Origin of the sequence: Leptotrichia sp. oral taxon 417 (assembly GCF_013394865.1) — a bacterium.
In the GTDB taxonomy this organism is placed as follows: domain Bacteria; phylum Fusobacteriota; class Fusobacteriia; order Fusobacteriales; family Leptotrichiaceae; genus Leptotrichia; species Leptotrichia wadei_A.
The window spans coordinates 2323072-2339304 of the sequence record NZ_JABXYV010000001.1 but is presented as its reverse complement, the minus strand read 5'-3'; the positions used below and the strand labels follow the sequence as shown (position 1 = coordinate 2339304).

General features: G+C 30.9%; 17 protein-coding genes and 3 tRNA genes. 15 read left to right on the top strand and 5 right to left on the bottom strand.

Features of this window, described 5'->3' with window-relative positions; all coding sequences use genetic code 11:
* Positions 1-218 precede the first annotated feature (218 nt).
* The 5 genes from tsaD to HW276_RS10780 form a co-directional block, all read right to left on the bottom strand.
* Positions 219-1247, bottom strand: coding sequence for a tRNA (adenosine(37)-N6)-threonylcarbamoyltransferase complex transferase subunit TsaD (tsaD, locus tag HW276_RS10800; RefSeq protein WP_178938425.1), 1029 nt, complete (start codon positions 1245-1247; stop codon positions 219-221).
* Between the two features lie 229 nt (positions 1248-1476).
* Complete coding sequence (locus HW276_RS10795; protein ID WP_178938424.1) at positions 1477-2517, bottom strand: glycosyltransferase family 9 protein; 1041 nt, start codon at positions 2515-2517, stop codon at positions 1477-1479.
* A 328-nt stretch (positions 2518-2845) separates the two neighbouring features.
* Positions 2846-2922: transfer RNA gene (locus tag HW276_RS10790), tRNA-Met, on the bottom strand.
* 3 nt (positions 2923-2925) lie between these two features.
* Positions 2926-3002, bottom strand: a tRNA-Met gene (locus HW276_RS10785).
* A 21-nt stretch (positions 3003-3023) separates the two neighbouring features.
* Positions 3024-3111 (bottom strand) — tRNA-Leu (locus HW276_RS10780).
* A 342-nt stretch (positions 3112-3453) separates the two neighbouring features.
* Here HW276_RS10780 and HW276_RS10775 point away from each other — a divergent pair.
* From HW276_RS10775 to rpsC, 15 genes are all read left to right on the top strand, one after another.
* Positions 3454-4965 (top strand): UDP-N-acetylmuramoyl-L-alanyl-D-glutamate--2,6-diaminopimelate ligase, encoded by a 1512-nt coding sequence (locus HW276_RS10775; RefSeq protein WP_178938423.1) that lies wholly within the window; start codon positions 3454-3456, stop codon positions 4963-4965.
* A 120-nt stretch (positions 4966-5085) separates the two neighbouring features.
* Positions 5086-5286, top strand: coding sequence for a hypothetical protein (locus tag HW276_RS10770; protein WP_178938422.1), 201 nt, complete (start codon positions 5086-5088; stop codon positions 5284-5286).
* Between the two features lie 153 nt (positions 5287-5439).
* Positions 5440-6537 (top strand): RNA-guided endonuclease TnpB family protein, encoded by a 1098-nt coding sequence (locus HW276_RS10765; protein ID WP_178938421.1) that lies wholly within the window; start codon positions 5440-5442, stop codon positions 6535-6537.
* A gap of 559 nt (positions 6538-7096) precedes the next feature.
* Positions 7097-7465 carry a 30S ribosomal protein S12 gene (rpsL, locus tag HW276_RS10760; RefSeq protein WP_006806098.1) on the top strand — a complete coding sequence of 123 codons (369 nt, stop codon included), beginning with the start codon at positions 7097-7099 and terminating at the stop codon, positions 7463-7465.
* A 32-nt stretch (positions 7466-7497) separates the two neighbouring features.
* Positions 7498-7968: a 30S ribosomal protein S7 gene (rpsG, locus tag HW276_RS10755; RefSeq protein WP_147004429.1), complete on the top strand. Its 471-nt coding sequence runs from the start codon at positions 7498-7500 to the stop codon at positions 7966-7968.
* Between the two features lie 241 nt (positions 7969-8209).
* Positions 8210-10294, top strand: a complete 2085-nt coding sequence (gene fusA / locus HW276_RS10750; RefSeq protein WP_147004428.1) for an elongation factor G — start codon at positions 8210-8212, stop codon at positions 10292-10294.
* Positions 10295-10357: 63 nt separating this feature from the next.
* The gene (gene tuf / locus HW276_RS10745; RefSeq protein WP_147002960.1) at positions 10358-11542 is read left to right on the top strand and encodes an elongation factor Tu; all 1185 of its coding nucleotides are present in this window, start codon (positions 10358-10360) and stop codon (positions 11540-11542) included.
* Positions 11543-11724: 182 nt separating this feature from the next.
* Positions 11725-12030, top strand: a complete 306-nt coding sequence (gene rpsJ / locus HW276_RS10740) for a 30S ribosomal protein S10 (RefSeq protein ID WP_018451256.1) — start codon at positions 11725-11727, stop codon at positions 12028-12030.
* 58 nt (positions 12031-12088) lie between these two features.
* Entirely contained in the window at positions 12089-12715 is a 627-nt protein-coding gene (gene rplC, locus HW276_RS10735) for a 50S ribosomal protein L3 (protein WP_147004427.1), read from the top strand.
* A gap of 21 nt (positions 12716-12736) precedes the next feature.
* A complete protein-coding gene (rplD, locus tag HW276_RS10730) occupies positions 12737-13381 on the top strand; it encodes a 50S ribosomal protein L4 (RefSeq protein ID WP_147004426.1) in 645 nt (214 codons plus the stop codon).
* Positions 13381-13665: a 50S ribosomal protein L23 gene (gene rplW / locus HW276_RS10725; RefSeq protein WP_147004425.1), complete on the top strand. Its 285-nt coding sequence runs from the start codon at positions 13381-13383 to the stop codon at positions 13663-13665. Before rplD ends, rplW begins: the two co-directional genes overlap by 1 nt.
* Before the next feature lie 184 nt (positions 13666-13849).
* A complete protein-coding gene (gene rplB, locus HW276_RS10720; RefSeq protein ID WP_147004424.1) occupies positions 13850-14677 on the top strand; it encodes a 50S ribosomal protein L2 in 828 nt (275 codons plus the stop codon).
* Between the two features lie 199 nt (positions 14678-14876).
* Positions 14877-15146, top strand: coding sequence for a 30S ribosomal protein S19 (rpsS, locus tag HW276_RS10715; RefSeq protein ID WP_060917347.1), 270 nt, complete (start codon positions 14877-14879; stop codon positions 15144-15146).
* Positions 15147-15211: 65 nt separating this feature from the next.
* A complete protein-coding gene (gene rplV / locus HW276_RS10710; protein WP_178938420.1) occupies positions 15212-15550 on the top strand; it encodes a 50S ribosomal protein L22 in 339 nt (112 codons plus the stop codon).
* A 25-nt stretch (positions 15551-15575) separates the two neighbouring features.
* The gene (gene rpsC, locus HW276_RS10705; RefSeq protein WP_018498276.1) at positions 15576-16232 is read left to right on the top strand and encodes a 30S ribosomal protein S3; all 657 of its coding nucleotides are present in this window, start codon (positions 15576-15578) and stop codon (positions 16230-16232) included.
* Position 16233 lies beyond the last annotated feature (1 nt).

Here is a 16233-nt window from a genome sequence, read left to right as displayed (position 1 = left end):
AACCCTAAATTTATATAATTTTTAGCAGTTCTATTTTAAAATAATATCGGAGATAATAAGTTGATAATTTCAGCATTAACCGTTGGATATAGAAGAGATATTTGTAAAAATTAACATAATTAAAAAATAACCGTTCTTATAAATAACAGCGGTTATTTTTTATTTGATTTATTATTGTAGCACAATCAAAGTAATATTTCCCATTGGCTGTATCTTTATTATTTTTCTAATTTTGTAGAAATCGCATCCACATCATACTGTTTTTCCAAATTAATTTGAGAATTATTTTTTAAGTCATAATAGGCTGCAACTCCTATCATAGCCGCATTGTCTGTACAATATTCCATTTTAGGAAAATGAACTTGAATTTGCTCATTTTGATCAGTCTTTAAATTTTTAAATTCTGAAAATTTTTCACGAAGCCGTCTATTTGCAGAAACGCCGCCTGCCACAAGTATCGTTTTCACATCCTTTTCCTTTACAGCCATCAAAATTTTATCATATAGCACATTTACAATAATTTCCTGAAGCGATTTTGCAATATCTTCCTTTGAAATTGGATTACCTTTCATATTTTGGCTATTTACATAATTAGTTATGAAAGTTTTTATCCCGCTAAAACTAAAATTGTAGCCATCAACTTTTGGTTTTTTTATTTTTAGAATATCTTCACCATTTACTGATAGTCTATCAATATGCGGACCTCCAGGATATTCCAGTCCCAATATTCTGGCAATTTTGTCATAAGTTTCTCCAACTGCATCATCTAATGTTTCACCAAGCAAATCAGTGATTATTTTTCCATTTTCTTCATAAATATAATATAAGTTTGTATGTCCGCCTGACACGACTAGTGATATTGCAGGCAATTTTACATCGTTGTCGATGAAACTTGAGAAAATATGCCCATTAATGTGATTTACAGGAATCAATGGAATATTATTGGAATAACTTAGGGATTTTGCAAACATTAAGCCTACAAGCAAAGATCCAATAAGTCCAGGAGTGTTCGTTACAGCGATATAATCAATATCGCTTAATTTACAGCTGGCTTTTTCCAGAGCTTCAGTAAATACTGGTAAAATATTTTCTATATGGTGCCGTGAGGCAATTTCAGGCACTACACCGCCAAATTCCTTGTGAATGTCAATTTGTGTGGAAATAATGTTACTTAAAATTTTTTTCCCATCCTCAACAACTGCAACGGAAGTTTCATCACAAGATGATTCAAATGCAAGTATTTTCATAATTTTTCTCTCTTTCTTTTTTTATTATTTGAGAGTGCATATAATTTTGTATAAATGTATAACAAACCTAATGATATAAGGTTTTTTTAGTTTATTTACACAAAAAAGTTTACACTTTCTTTTTATATAGAATCATTTGATAATTTATAAACTATGTAATTATTGGTAAAATTTTATTTTTTATAAAATCTTTTAATATTAAAATCTTGAATAAATAAAATTAAGTCTGTTAATTGTATTCTTTAACAATTTTATTAAATACAGTTTCTACCGAGATTCCACTCATGCAATCTGCATATTTTTTTGGAAATTTATCATCTCCGTAAAGTGAATGTGGTGGACAGCTTGGATTATTCAGTAAAAAAGTATTTTTTTCAAAGGAAAATAATTTTGGATCAGTCGGTCCAAAAAATACAAAAGTCTTGGCTTTTACAGCTCTGGCTATATGAAATGGGCCTGAATCATTTGCAACAGCCACTTTTACATATTTTAACAATATTCCGCTTTCCTTAAAGGAAATTTTCCCGCACAAATCAATAATTTGTCCATCTTCATCAGTTTTTACAACATTTGCATCTTCTTTCCCACCAATCACAAAAATTCTCAATTTCTCCTCATTATTTACAAATTTATTTTTATTTTCCAAAATTTTTTTTGCCAATTCATCATAATAAGGCCACTTTTTCGTAAACTTAGAGGCTCCAGGAGCTAGCACGAAATATTTTCCATCTTTTAAATTATATTTTTTTACAAATTTCTCTTCAGATTGCTTGTCAATATAAAATTCCAGATTATCTCCAAGTCCATTTTTTATATTTTCATCAGAAAAATTTATTCCCAATTTCTTTAAAGCTGTAAAATAACTTTCAACAATTGTGCAATCTGCATTATAAGTTATAAGTTTTGCCTTCACAAGAATAGTTTTCCACCATTTTCTTTTTTTGTATCGGCAATATTGAGTATGACTGTTTTCAAGACTTTTTCCAATAATTCTAGACAAAAATTTAGAATGAAGATCAATGACATAATCATAATTTTCTGTTTTTAGTCTATTTATCATATCTTTTATATATTTTCGGTCTTTACTTTTCTTTTTCTCAAAAATTATCAAATTCCTAATTTCAGGATTTAACGAAATTGCTTCAGAAAAAGTATCATAAACTGCAAAATCTATTACAGCCTTTGGATATTTCTCTTTAATTGCCCTTATTACTGGAGTTGTAAGCACTACATCCCCAAATGAGCTAAATCTTATTATTAATATTTTCATATTTTTTCCTCTTCTAAAGTCTAATATTTTACTCGGTTTCTTTAAATTAAGCAAAGATTCCTGCAAAATATCTATAAATTTTGATTTATGTTACTTCATGTTATTTTATAATTTAAAACTATTATTAGTCAAGTGTTTTTCTTTCTAAAAATAGAAATTATATTTTATTTATTTTCTGACAAGGGGTCTTAACCCCTTGCATAGTAGAAATTATAGCAAATCTATTATTTTAATGGAAAATAGTATAAAATAAAAAAATGTAGCTATTTAACTACATTTTATAAAAAAAAATACCTACATTAATGCAAGTACGACTTAATTAATATAATGGTGCCTAGAAGAAGATTCGAACTTCCGACCCTACGGGTATGAACCGTATGCTCTAGCCAACTGAGCTATCTAGGCATTTGGTGGCGGGAGCTGGATTTGAACCAACGACCTTCGGGTTATGAGCCCGACGAGCTACCATGCTGCTCTATCCCGCGACAATAAAAGTTTTTATTAAGTGGTGCCTCGGGCCGGACTTGAACCGGCACGGGATAAATTCCCACAGGATTTTAAGTCCTGTGCGTCTACCGATTTCGCCACCAAGGCATATTTACTTAAAAGTAAACTTACAAATAAGATTATACAGTATTTTTTTAAATTTGTCAACAACTTTTTTTCTAGATTTTTTTTAGTTAAAGTGGTAAAATACATTATAAGATATTTTTAGATCTCTCAAAAATTAAATTAATAAAAGCTAAATAAATTTAATGAACTTAAACTTCAGCCTGCTTATAAAGATTACTTTAAAACTAAGTTTAAAGTTATGATAATTTTACTCAAATCCTAGTTTTACTCAATTTTTATTAGTTTGGTTTTAAGGAGATTCGAGTATATATAAATGAAAATTTTAGAATTACAGGATTTTTGGAAAAGGGAGAGTATGTGAAAATGTATAAAATATTTAAAGATGTAAGTTACAAGTTGCTTCAAGAGGGTGAAAACTTTGAAATTAGGGGTATTGAGTATGATTCACGAAAAATCGAAAAGGATTTTGTATTTGTGGCAATGACAGGAAGTGCTGTGGATGGGCATGATTTTATTCAAAAGGCTATTGACAGTGGGGCTAAAATGATTATTTGTGAAAAGGATGTAAATGTAAAAGAGTATAGAAATGCTGATTCTGTAACTTTTGTTCAAGTGGAAGATATACGTAAAAAATTAGGAATAATTGCTTCAAATTATTACGATTATCCGCAAAATAAAATAAAAATAGTTGGAATTACAGGAACAAATGGTAAAACTACATCGAGCTTTATTTTGGAAAATATTCTGGAAAAAACAGCTAGAATAGGAACTACTGGAAATCGTATTTTAGATGAAGAATTTGAAACAGTTAATACAACTCCAGAATCATTGGAACTGATAAAATTAATAGATAAAAGTGTAAAAAAAGGTGCAGATTATTTTATAATGGAAGTAAGTTCCCATGCCCTTCAAATTGGACGTGTGGATATGCTTAAATTTGATTCTGCAATATTTACTAACTTGACACAAGACCACCTTGATTTTCATAAAACTATGGAGAATTATTTTAATGCCAAGAAAAAAATATTTTCAATGCTGAGAAATAATGGTGCAGGAATAGTTAATATTGACGATAAATATGGGGGAAAAATTTATTCTGAAAAAAAAGATGGAAATAACGATTATATTTCTATAAGTATAAAAAACGAAGAAGCTGATGTGTGGGGAGATATTTTAAATTATACAAATCATGGAATGAAAATAAAAATAAATTTGGATAATTATTTTGAAAGAAGAAACCTTGTAAAAAATAAAGATGAAGAAGAATACAAATTTGAAATAGAATTAGTGGGAGAATATAATTTGTATAATGTCCTTGGCTGTGTTGCCAGCGCATTGTCGCTTGGGGCAAAAATGGATTTTATTGTGAAAAAATTACAGGAAATGCCATCAGTTCCAGGAAGATTTGAGACAATAAAAAATGATCTGGAAGCAAGAATTGTAGTGGATTTTGCACATACAGATGATGGACTTTTAAACATTGGAAAAACCTTAAAGCAAATTACAGATAATCAAGTAATAACAATATTTGGCGCAGGTGGCGACAGAGATCACGACAAGCGTCCAAAGATGGCAAAAGCAGCAACAAAATTTAGTGATTACATCATTTTAACATCAGACAATCCTCGTACAGAAAACCCTGTAAAAATTTTGGCAGATATAGAAAAAGGGCTTATTGCTGAAAAATATCCATTTGACAAATATATAATTATTTCTGATAGGGAAAAGGCAATAAGATATGGAATGAGACTTCTTCAAAAGGGAGACAGCCTTTTAATCGCAGGAAAAGGACATGAAACTTATCAAATAATTGGAAATGAAAAAACACATTTTGATGATAGGGAAGTAGTAAGAAAAATTTTGGCTGGGAAATAAAAACCTCTATTAAAGGTATTAACAATGAAAAAATTGGAGGTATACTTATATAAAGATTTGATTCAAATAAAATACAAATAAAATTAATGGAGGATTTTTTCGTGAATAAAGAGATTGTTATTGGCATTGACAGCATTTTTACTGGCTTGTACATTAGTAAATGCTGAAACACTTGAAGAGAGAGTGGATAGATTAGAAAAAGAATTGAGAGAAACTAAAGAAGAATTACAAAAACAAATGGCTGAAAAACAAATTCCAGCGCCAGTACCAGTGGTGATAGCAAATCCAACATCTAGTTTAGCAAGTTTAACAAAAAGATAGCAAGAAGTCGTAGGCTTTCTATAAGTGGGAGATGAATTGCTTTTTTTGTAAAAAAAATTGAAAAAAGGATACATCCATGATAAAATTTTTGTATAAAATATTGAAGAGAAATCATTAAAAATAATATTCAAAATCAAAAGGAGGTGTAATTGTATGAAATATAATTTAGCATTCAAATACAGAATTTATCCAAATAAGGAGCAGGAGTTGTTGATAAACAAGACTTTTGGATGTGTTCGTTTTGTTTACAATACGATTTTGTATGCTGCAAATAAATTTTATGAGGAAACTGGGAAAAATAAAATAATTACACCTGCCAGTTTGAAGAGTGAAAATCAATTTTTGAAAGAAGTAGACAGTTTGGCACTTTCAAATGCTCAATTGAATGTAAAACGATCGTTTATGAATTTCTTTCAAAAGAGAGCGAAGTTTCCAAGGTTCAAATCTAAAAAGAATAATGTTAAAAGTTATACGACAAATTGTGTGAACAATTCGATACGAATTGAGGAAAACAAGTATTTGGTTTTGCCAAAATTGAAAAGAGTAAAATTGAAATATCATAGAGAAATACCAAAGAATTATAGAATAAAGTCGGTAACACTAATAAATAGTAATGGAAATTATTATGTTTCTATCTTGACAGAATTTGAAAAAGAAATTCAAAAAAACCCAAGTAATGATAAAGTAATTGGACTTGATTTTTCAATGTCTGAATTATTTGTCAGTTCTGAAAACCAAAGGGCTGATTATCCAAGATATTTTAGGATGTTGGAGAAAAAATTGAAAAAATTACAGAAATCATTGTCAAGAAAAGTGAGATTTTCTAAAAATTGGTATAAGCAAAAAGCAAAAATATCAAAATTGCATGAGTATATCAAGAATTGTCGAAGGGATTTTTTGCATAAATTATCGAAAAAATTGTCTGAAGAATATGATGCTGTGGTTGTTGAGGATTTAAATATGAAAGGGATGAGCCAGGCATTAAATTTTGGAAAAAGTGTAGGAGATAATGGATGGGGAATGTTTTTGAGGATGCTTGAGTATAAACTGATGTTTTTAGGGAAACAATTTTTGAAGATAGATAAGTGGTTTCCGTCGTCGAAAACTTGTAGTAAATGTGGAAATATTAAAGAGGAACTGAAATTATCAGAAAGAAGCTATAAATGTGAGTGTTGTGGAATTGAGATTGATAGAGATTACAATGCGGCACTTAATATAAAAAACATTGGGAAATTGATGTTGGAATATTAGAAAAATAAAAAAAGACAGGGTAGGAACTACCCGAAGAGCTTGGTAAATATATTTGGCTAGCAAAAGCAGATACTTCCCAAGAAGCTCCTACTTCTAAAAGCGGGAGTAGTTCACTTTGGATTTGTAAGTTATAAAAAATTTAGAAAATTCAAATGAATTTTTGAAGATAGTAAAAAATATTATTTTTACAAAGTATTATTATAATAAAGAACATATTGTGAAATCATTATAAAAAAATCTTTTATAGCCCTTGACAAAAGGGCTATTTTAGTATAAAATATTTAGGTTAGAACTCATAACTAAATTTTAAAAATATATTTTTTTTGAAAAGAATATATTTGAAGTGAATTTTAGAGTAAATCGACATACTTAAAATAGGTATGCACTTATGTTTGATAAAGTGGCTTGCAGGAAAAGCAGGAAAAAGTAATAAAAACTTTGTCAAATTGGGCTTTATCAAATGTAGATTGAAGAAATGAGCTTTATAAAAAGTTTTAGTTTTGAAAAATAACGCGAGAATAAATATATAAATCAAAGAAATTTGAGAGGAGGAAAACAGATGCCTACTATTAATCAATTAGTAAGATTTGGTAGAAGTACAACTGAGAAAAAGAAAAAATCACCTGCATTGAAAGGTAATCCACAAAAAAGAGGGGTTTGTGTAAGAGTATATACTACTACACCTAAAAAACCGAACTCAGCCTTAAGAAAGGTAGCAAGAGTTAAATTAGTAAATGGAATTGAAGTTACTGCTTATATTCCAGGAATCGGACACAACTTACAAGAACACAGTATCGTTCTTTTAAGAGGAGGAAGAACAAAGGATTTGCCAGGGGTTAGATATAAAATAATCAGAGGAGCATTGGATACAGCAGGAGTTGTAAACAGAAAACAAGGTAGATCAAGATACGGAGCTAAAAAAGGGTAATTAATTTTTAAAAAAGTAAGGAGGACAAATAAGTGTCAAGAAGAAGAAGAGCGGAAAGAAGAGATGTATTACCAGATTCTCAATTTAACGATAAAGTAGTAACTAAATTCATCAATGGATTAATGAAAGACGGGAAAAAATCATTAGCTGAACATATTTTTTATACAGCATTGCAACAAATAACTGAGGAAACTCAAGAAGAAGGAATCGAAGTATTCAGAAGAGCAATGGAAAACGTAAGACCTCAATTAGAAGTAAGATCTAGAAGAATCGGAGGGGCTACTTACCAAGTACCAGTTGAAGTTAGAAAAGAAAGACAACAAACTTTAGCAATCAGATGGTTAGTTAGATACACAAGAGAAAGAAAAGAATACGGAATGGTAAACAAATTGAAAAAAGAATTAATTGCAGCCGCTAATAATGAAGGTGGATCAATTAAGAAAAAAGAAGATACATATAAAATGGCTGAAGCGAATAGAGCATTCGCACATTATAAATGGTAATCTTAAATTTGCTTGATGAAATATTAAGTATGCAAAAATATTTGATATTTATATTTTTACAAAATTCATTTTTTCAGAATTGAATTTATAAAAAATATAATAATCAGGGTAGGAACTATCCAAAGAGCTTGGTAAATATATATAAATATATTTTCCAAGAAGCTCTAGTTTTTAGAAATTAGAGCAGTTTACATACACTTCTTTTAAAAAAGAAGTTTACAATATAAGGAGGAAAAATTAAATGGCAAGAAAAGTTGCTTTGAAGGATACTAGAAATATTGGTATCATGGCACATATAGATGCTGGAAAAACAACTACTACTGAAAGAATCTTGTTTTATACAGGAGTAAACCATAAAATCGGAGAAGTTCACGAAGGAGCTGCTACGATGGATTACATGGAACAAGAACAAGAAAGAGGAATTACAATTACATCAGCTGCAACAACAGCATTCTGGAATGGTCATAGAATTAATATAATAGATACACCAGGCCACGTTGACTTTACAGTTGAAGTAGAAAGATCATTAAGAGTACTAGATGGATCTGTTGCTGTATTCTCAGCAGTTGATGGAGTTCAACCACAATCAGAAACTGTTTGGAGACAAGCAGACAAATATAACGTACCAAGAATGGCATTTTTAAACAAAATGGATAGAGTTGGTGCAGACTTTGATATGTGTGTAAACGATATTAAAGAAAAATTAGGTGGAAACGGTGTACCAATTCAATTACCAATTGGTGCAGAAGATAATTTTGAAGGAATTATCGATCTTGTAACAATGAAAGAGTATTTATTTAAAGATGAAACTATGGGAGCTGACTATGAAATAGTTGATATAAGAGCTGAATTAGCAGATGAAGCTCAAGCAGCTAGAGAACATATGATTGAATCTGTAGTTGAAACTGACGATGATTTGATGGAAAAATACTTTGGTGGAGAAGAAATCACTGAAGAAGAAATCAAAAAAGCATTAAGAGTTGCTACAATTGCTGGAACTGTTGTACCAGTATTATGTGGAACAGCATTTAAAAACAAAGGGATTCAACCATTACTTGATGCAGTAGTTGCCTACATGCCATCACCAGTGGATATTAACGGAGGAAAAGTAAACGGAACTGATCCTAAAACTGAAGAACCTATCCAAAGAGCAATCTCAGATGATGAACCATTCTCAGCATTGGCATTTAAAATCATCACAGATCCATTCGTTGGAAGATTATCATTCTTCAGAGTTTATTCAGGAGTATTGGAAAAAGGATCTTATGTATTAAACTCAACTAAAGGTAAAAAAGAAAGAATGGGAAGATTGCTTCAAATGCACGCTAACAAGAGAGAAGAACTTGATATAGTTTATTCTGGAGATATAGCTGCTGCAGTTGGATTAAAGGATACTACAACAGGAGATACATTGTGTGCTGAAAATGCGCCAATTATCCTAGAAAAAATGGAATTCCCTGATACAGTTATTCAAATAGCTGTTGAACCAAAAACAAAAGCTGACCAAGAAAAAATGGGAACAGCGCTTTCAAAACTTGCTGAAGAAGATCCAACATTTAAAGTTACAACTAACCAAGAAACTGGTCAAACATTGATTTCTGGAATGGGAGAACTACATTTGGAAATCATCGTAGATAGAATGAAACGTGAATTTAAAGTGGAAGCAAATGTAGGTAAACCACAAGTTGCTTATAGAGAAACAATTAATGGTGCAACAGATGTTGAAGAAAAATATGCTAAACAATCTGGAGGACGTGGACAATATGGACATGTTAAGATGAAAGTTGAAGCTAACCATGGAAAAGGATATGAATTTATTAATGAAATTACTGGAGGAGCTATTCCAAGAGAATATATTCCAGCAGTAGATAAAGGAATCCAAGAAGCGTTAGAAGCTGGGGTTGTTGCAGGATACCCAGTTCAAGATATAAAAGTTACATTATACGATGGATCTTACCATGAAGTCGATTCATCAGAAATGGCATTTAAAATTGCAGGATCTATGGCAATCAAAAAAGGACTTAGAGCTGCTAACCCAGTATTATTGGAACCAATCTTCAAAGTAGAAGTTACTACTCCAGAAGAATATATGGGAGATGTTATTGGTGACTTGAACTCAAGAAGAGGACAAGTTTCAGGAATGACTGACAGAAATAATGCAAAAATTATTGATGCAGAAGTACCTTTATCACAAATGTTCGGTTATGCAACTGACTTGAGATCAAAAACACAAGGAAGAGCATCTTATTCAATGGAATTTGAAAAATATGTAGAAGTTCCAAAAAATATTGCTCAACAAGTAATTGATGAAAGACAAGGAAAATAGCCAAAAAATAAAATAAAATCTTAAAAAAATTAAAATTAAAGAAATAATGGAGGAAAAATTAAAATGGCAAAAGCTAAATTCGAGAGAAGTAAACCACACGTAAACATAGGAACAATCGGTCACGTTGACCACGGTAAAACAACAACAACAGCAGCAATTTCAAAAGTATTAGCTGAAAAAGGGCTGGCTGAAAAAGTTGATTTTGAAAACATTGACCAAGCTCCTGAAGAAAGAGAAAGAGGAATTACAATTAACACAGCTCACATTGAGTATGAAACAGAAAAAAGACACTACGCTCACGTAGACTGTCCAGGACATGCTGACTATGTAAAAAATATGATTACAGGAGCGGCTCAAATGGATGGAGCTATCTTAGTAGTATCAGCAGCAGATGGTCCAATGCCTCAAACAAGAGAACACATCTTGCTAGCAAGACAAGTAGGAGTACCTTACATCGTAGTATACTTGAATAAAGTAGATATGGTAGACGATGAAGAATTATTAGAATTAGTAGAAATGGAAGTAAGAGAATTATTAAACGAATACGGATTCCCAGGAGATGACGTACCAGTAATCAAAGGATCATCATTAGGAGCATTAAATGGAGAACAAAAATGGATAGATGCAATTGTAGAATTGATGGATGCAGTGGATGAATATATTCCAACACCAGAAAGACCAATTGACCAACCATTCCTTATGCCAATTGAAGATGTATTCACAATTACAGGAAGAGGAACAGTAGTAACAGGAAGAGTAGAAAGAGGAGTAGTAAAAGTTGGAGAAGAAGTAGAAATCGTAGGAATTAAACCAACTTCAAAAACAACAGTAACAGGAGTAGAAATGTTCAGAAAATTATTAGATTCAGGACAAGCTGGAGATAATATAGGAGCATTATTAAGAGGAACTAAGAAAGAAGAAGTGGAAAGAGGACAAGTGTTGGCAAAACCAGGAACAATCACTCCACATACAGGATTTAAATCAGAAGTATATGTATTGACAAAAGATGAAGGAGGAAGACATACTCCATTCTTTACAGGATACAAACCACAATTCTATTTCAGAACAACTGATATTACAGGAGAAGTTAACTTACCAGAAGGTGTAGAAATGGTAATGCCTGGAGATAACATTGAAATGACAGTAGAATTGATTCACCCAATTGCAATGGAAGAAGGATTAAGATTTGCGATTAGAGAAGGTGGAAGAACAGTAGCTTCAGGAGTAGTTGCGACTATTACTAAATAGTTTTAAACAGTAAATTTTTTAAAATATGGAAAAAAATATTGCAGATAATCAAAATATTTGTTATAATATTTAGAAATGTAATAGGAAATAGTTCAAGTTAAATAAAAGGAGAGATTAGATTTTGATAATCTAATTTCTCTGATTATTAAAAAAACAAGGTAAAATAAACAGGAGGAAAGACTTTGGATAAAATAAGAATATATTTACAATCTTATGATCACAAACTGTTGGATCAATCTGCTAAAAAAATTGCAGAAGTAGCTAAGAAAAATGGTTCAGAATTAGCAGGACCACTTCCATTACCTACAAAAATTAAAAAATATACAGTTTTAAGATCAGTTCACGTAAATAAAGATTCAAGAGAACAATTTGAAATGAGAATTCACAGAAGATTTGTAGAAATTAAAAATTCTAATCAGCAAATCGTAAATGCATTAGCATCATTAAACTTACCATCAGGTGTGGGAGTTGAAATTAAGCAATCGTAAGGCTTAGTACAAGTTGGCAAAGATTGTCAACCAATATATTAAGGAGGAAAAATAAAAAATGATATTAGGTAAAAAAATCGGAATGACACAAATTTTTGAAAATGAAAAATTAATTCCAGTTACAGTAATCGAAGCAGGAACTAACTTCATTACACAAATTAAAACAGAAGAAAAAGAAGGATATAATGCTATCACATTAGCTTATGGAGATAAAAAGGAAAAAAATACTACTAAACCATTATTAGGTGTATTTAAAAAAGCAGGAGTTACTCCAAAAAGATTTCTTAAGGAATTTAAAGTAGCTAATCCAGCTGACTTTACATTAGGACAAGAAATTAAAGTAGACGTATTAGAAGGTATCGAATTTGTTGATATTTCTGGAACTTCAAAAGGTAAAGGAACTGCAGGAGTTATGAAAAGACATAACTTTGGTGGAAACAGAGCTTCACACGGGGTTTCAAGAAACCATAGACTTGGAGGTTCTAACGCAGGAGGAGCTGCATCAAACAGTAACGTACCTAAAGGTAAAAAAATGGCTGGAAGATTAGGAGCTGAAAAAGTAACAGTTCAAAACTTGCAAGTTATTAAATTTGATGTAGAAAACAGTCTTTTATTAGTAAAAGGTGCTGTTCCAGGACCAAAAAACGGGTTCTTAGTAATCAAAAAATCGGTAAAAAAATATTAATAGGAAAGAGAGGAGGATAACATGCCAGTTTTAAATATATATAAATTAGACGGTTCACAAGCAGGAACTGTGGAAGTAAATAACGAAATTTTTGGAATTGAACCAAATAAACACGTAATGCACGAAGTTTTAGTAGCAGAATTAGCTGAAGCAAGACAAGGATCAGCTTCAACAAAAACAAGAGCAGAAGTAAGAGGTGGAGGAAGAAAACCTTTTAGACAAAAAGGAACAGGTAGAGCAAGACAAGGTTCTACAAGAGCACCACACATGGTAGGTGGAGGAGTTGTTCACGGACCAAAACCTAGAAATTATGCTAAAAAAGTAAATAAAAAAGTTAGAAGATTAGCTTTAAGATCAGCTTTAGCTCAAAAAATTAGCGAAGGAAATGTAATCGTATTAGACGATTTTGCTTTGGAAACACCAAAAACAAAAACATTTATTGATTTTGCAAAAACATTAAATTTTGACGGTGTAAAACAATTATATGTAACAAATGACGATACTGATACTGTAGATAGAGATTACTTCTTATACTTATCTACTAGAAATATTGAAAAAGTTGCAGCAATTAATACAAGAGATTTAAGTGTTTACTGGTTAATCAAACAAGATAAAGTAGTCTTAACTAAAGAAGCTCTTGCAACTATCGAGGAGGTGTTGGCATAATGCATATTACTGATATTATCAAAAAACCTGTAATTAATACAGAAAAAGCTAGAACTTTGCTAGAAAATAATGAATATGTTTTTATCGTAGATAAAAGAGCAAATAAACTTCAAATTAAAGAAGCAGTTGAAAAATTATTCAATGTAAAAGTTCAAGGTGTAAATACTTTAAACATCAAACCAAAAAACAAAAGATTCAGAATGTCAATGTATAAAACATCTGCTATCAAAAAAGCAATTGTTAAATTAAAGGCTGGAGAATCAATTACAGCTTACGAAGGATAATTAATACATAAAATTTATTTTGATTTTGAAATTTAATTTTAAAAAAGTAAAATAAATAAATTTTTTTGTGGAAATTATTTAATAAAAATGCTATAATAAACAAGTTATGTAAAATATAGAAATTTATAATAATTATTTTTAAGAATATAAAATATTAAAATTAGGAAGTGAGGGAACGCAAGTTATGCCAATAAAAAAATTAAAACCGATAACTAGTGGGACACGGCATATGTCGATATTAGTTAATAAGGACTTAGATAAAGTAAGACCTGAAAAATCTCTAGTTGAACCGTTAAATTCATCTTACGGAATTGACAACTATGGACATAGAACAGGTAGAAACAGACATAAAGGACACAAAAGATTATATAGAGTAATAGACTGGAAAAGAAATAAAATTGGAGTGCCTGCAAAAGTTGCAACTCTTGAATATGATCCAAACAGAACTGCAAATATCGCATTATTACATTATGTTGATGGAGAAAAAAGATATATCTTGGCTCCAAATGGACTTAAAAAAGGTGATGTTGTATTAGCAGGAGAAGGTGCAGACATTAAACCTGGAAATGCATTGAAATTAAAAGACTTGCCAGTAGGGACAGTTATTCACAATGTAGAACTTATGCCTGGTAAAGGTGGACAGTTAGCAAGATCTGCAGGAACAGCTGCAAGACTTGTTGCGAAAGAAGGAACTTACTGCCACGTGGAATTACCATCTGGAGAATTAAGACTGATTCATAAAGAATGTATGGCAACAGTTGGAGCAGTAGGAAATTCTGAACATTCATTAGTATCATTAGGAAAAGCTGGAAGAAATAGACACTTAGGAAGAAAACCTCACGTTAGAGGATCTGTAATGAACCCTGTGGATCACCCACACGGAGGAGGAGAAGGAAGATCTCCAATAGGTAGAAAATCACCAGTTACACCTTGGGGTAAACCTACACTTGGTAAGAAAACTAGAGGTAAAAAACCTAGTGACAAATTCATTGTTAGAGGTAGAAAAAAATAATTGTTTAAAAATTAGTTTAATATTCAAAAATATATTAATGAAATTTTTAAATGAAAAACGTAGAAATGGACTGTGCCAGTCAAAATATCTGAATAGAAGTTTGGCTGAATATAAAAATATTGCTTGATACATGGAATTAAATAAATGAAATGTATTGAGTAACATTTCTCGATTTAAAAAATGAAATAAGGAGGAAAGAATGGCTCGTTCATTAAAAAAAGGACCTTTTGTTGATGCATATTTATTAGAAAAAATAGAAGCATTAGGAGGTAAAAAACAAGTTATTAAAACATGGTCTAGAAGATCAACTATATTCCCTCAATTTATTGGACATACTTTTGCTGTATATAACGGTAAAAAACATATACCTGTATATGTTACTGAGGAAATGGTTGGGCACAAATTAGGTGAATTTGCACCAACTAGAACTTTCTATGGACATGGAAAAGATGCGAAAAAAGCTAAATAATTAGAGAAATTAAGAGTTAAAAGATAAGAATTAATAGATATACATTGGAAAGGAGAGGACTTTGAATGGCAGTTGTAGCTAAATTGAAATACCAAAGATTAAGCCCTCAAAAAGCAAGATTAGTTGCTGATATTGTAAGAGGGAAAAATGCATTGCAAGCATTGAACATTTTAAGATTTACAAATAAAAAAGCGGCATTATACATAGAAAAAACATTAAGATCGGCAATTGCAAATGCTGAACATAATAATAATATGGATCCTGATAAATTATTTGTTTCAAAAATATTAATTGACAAAGGACCAGTATTAAAGAGAATCAGCCCAAGAGCAATGGGAAGAGCTGATATCATTAGAAAACCAACAGCTCACATCACAGTAGAAGTTGATGAAAAAGTAGATTAATTTAGACAAATAAGGAGGTAAGTCTGTGGGACAAAAAGTAGATCCTAGGGGGATAAGATTAGGAATCACAAGAACTTGGGATTCAAAATGGTTCGCTGAGGGGAAAGAATACGTAGATAATTTTCATGAAGATTTAAAAATAAAAAAATATATTAAGAAAAACTATTACCATGCAGGGATTTCTTCTATTCAAATAGAAAGAACATCGCCTACAGAAGTAGCAGTTATTATAGAAACTGGAAAAGCTGGAATTTTAATTGGTAGAAAAGGTCAAGAAATCGAAGCTTTAAAAGTAAAATTGGAAAAATTGACTGGTAAAAGAGTTCAAATTAAAGTACAAGAAATCAAAAATCCTAATAAAGATGCTCAATTGGTAGCAGAAAGCATTGCAACAGCAATTGAAAAAAGGGTTGCTTATAAAAGAGCAGTTCAGCAAGCTATTCAAAGAGCAGAAAAAGCTGGGATTAAAGGAATTAAAGTTATGGTATCGGGAAGATTGAATGGTGCCGAAATTGCAAGAAGTGAATGGACACTTTCAGGAAGAGTACCACTACATACTTTAAGAGCAGATGTTGATTACGCAACAGCTACTGCACACACTACATACGGTGCTTTAGGATTAAAAGTATGGATATTTAATGGTGAAGTTCTTTCTACTACAAAGGAAGGAGAAAACGAATAAT

Coding starts and splice junctions, on each gene's coding strand:
- rplD (WP_147004426.1), top strand. CDS start 12,737: ATGCCAGTTTTAAATATATATAAATTAGACGGTTCACAAGCAGGAACT.
- rplB (WP_147004424.1), top strand. CDS start 13,850: ATGCCAATAAAAAAATTAAAACCGATAACTAGTGGGACACGGCATATG.
- fusA (WP_147004428.1), top strand. CDS start 8,210: ATGGCAAGAAAAGTTGCTTTGAAGGATACTAGAAATATTGGTATCATG.
- rplV (WP_178938420.1), top strand. CDS start 15,212: ATGGCAGTTGTAGCTAAATTGAAATACCAAAGATTAAGCCCTCAAAAA.
- HW276_RS10795 (WP_178938424.1), bottom strand. CDS start 2,517: ATGAAAATATTAATAATAAGATTTAGCTCATTTGGGGATGTAGTGCTT.
- tsaD (WP_178938425.1), bottom strand. CDS start 1,247: ATGAAAATACTTGCATTTGAATCATCTTGTGATGAAACTTCCGTTGCA.
- tuf (WP_147002960.1), top strand. CDS start 10,358: ATGGCAAAAGCTAAATTCGAGAGAAGTAAACCACACGTAAACATAGGA.
- HW276_RS10765 (WP_178938421.1), top strand. CDS start 5,440: ATGAAATATAATTTAGCATTCAAATACAGAATTTATCCAAATAAGGAG.
- HW276_RS10775 (WP_178938423.1), top strand. CDS start 3,454: ATGTATAAAATATTTAAAGATGTAAGTTACAAGTTGCTTCAAGAGGGT.
- rplW (WP_147004425.1), top strand. CDS start 13,381: ATGCATATTACTGATATTATCAAAAAACCTGTAATTAATACAGAAAAA.
- rpsS (WP_060917347.1), top strand. CDS start 14,877: ATGGCTCGTTCATTAAAAAAAGGACCTTTTGTTGATGCATATTTATTA.
- rplC (WP_147004427.1), top strand. CDS start 12,089: ATGATATTAGGTAAAAAAATCGGAATGACACAAATTTTTGAAAATGAA.
- rpsL (WP_006806098.1), top strand. CDS start 7,097: ATGCCTACTATTAATCAATTAGTAAGATTTGGTAGAAGTACAACTGAG.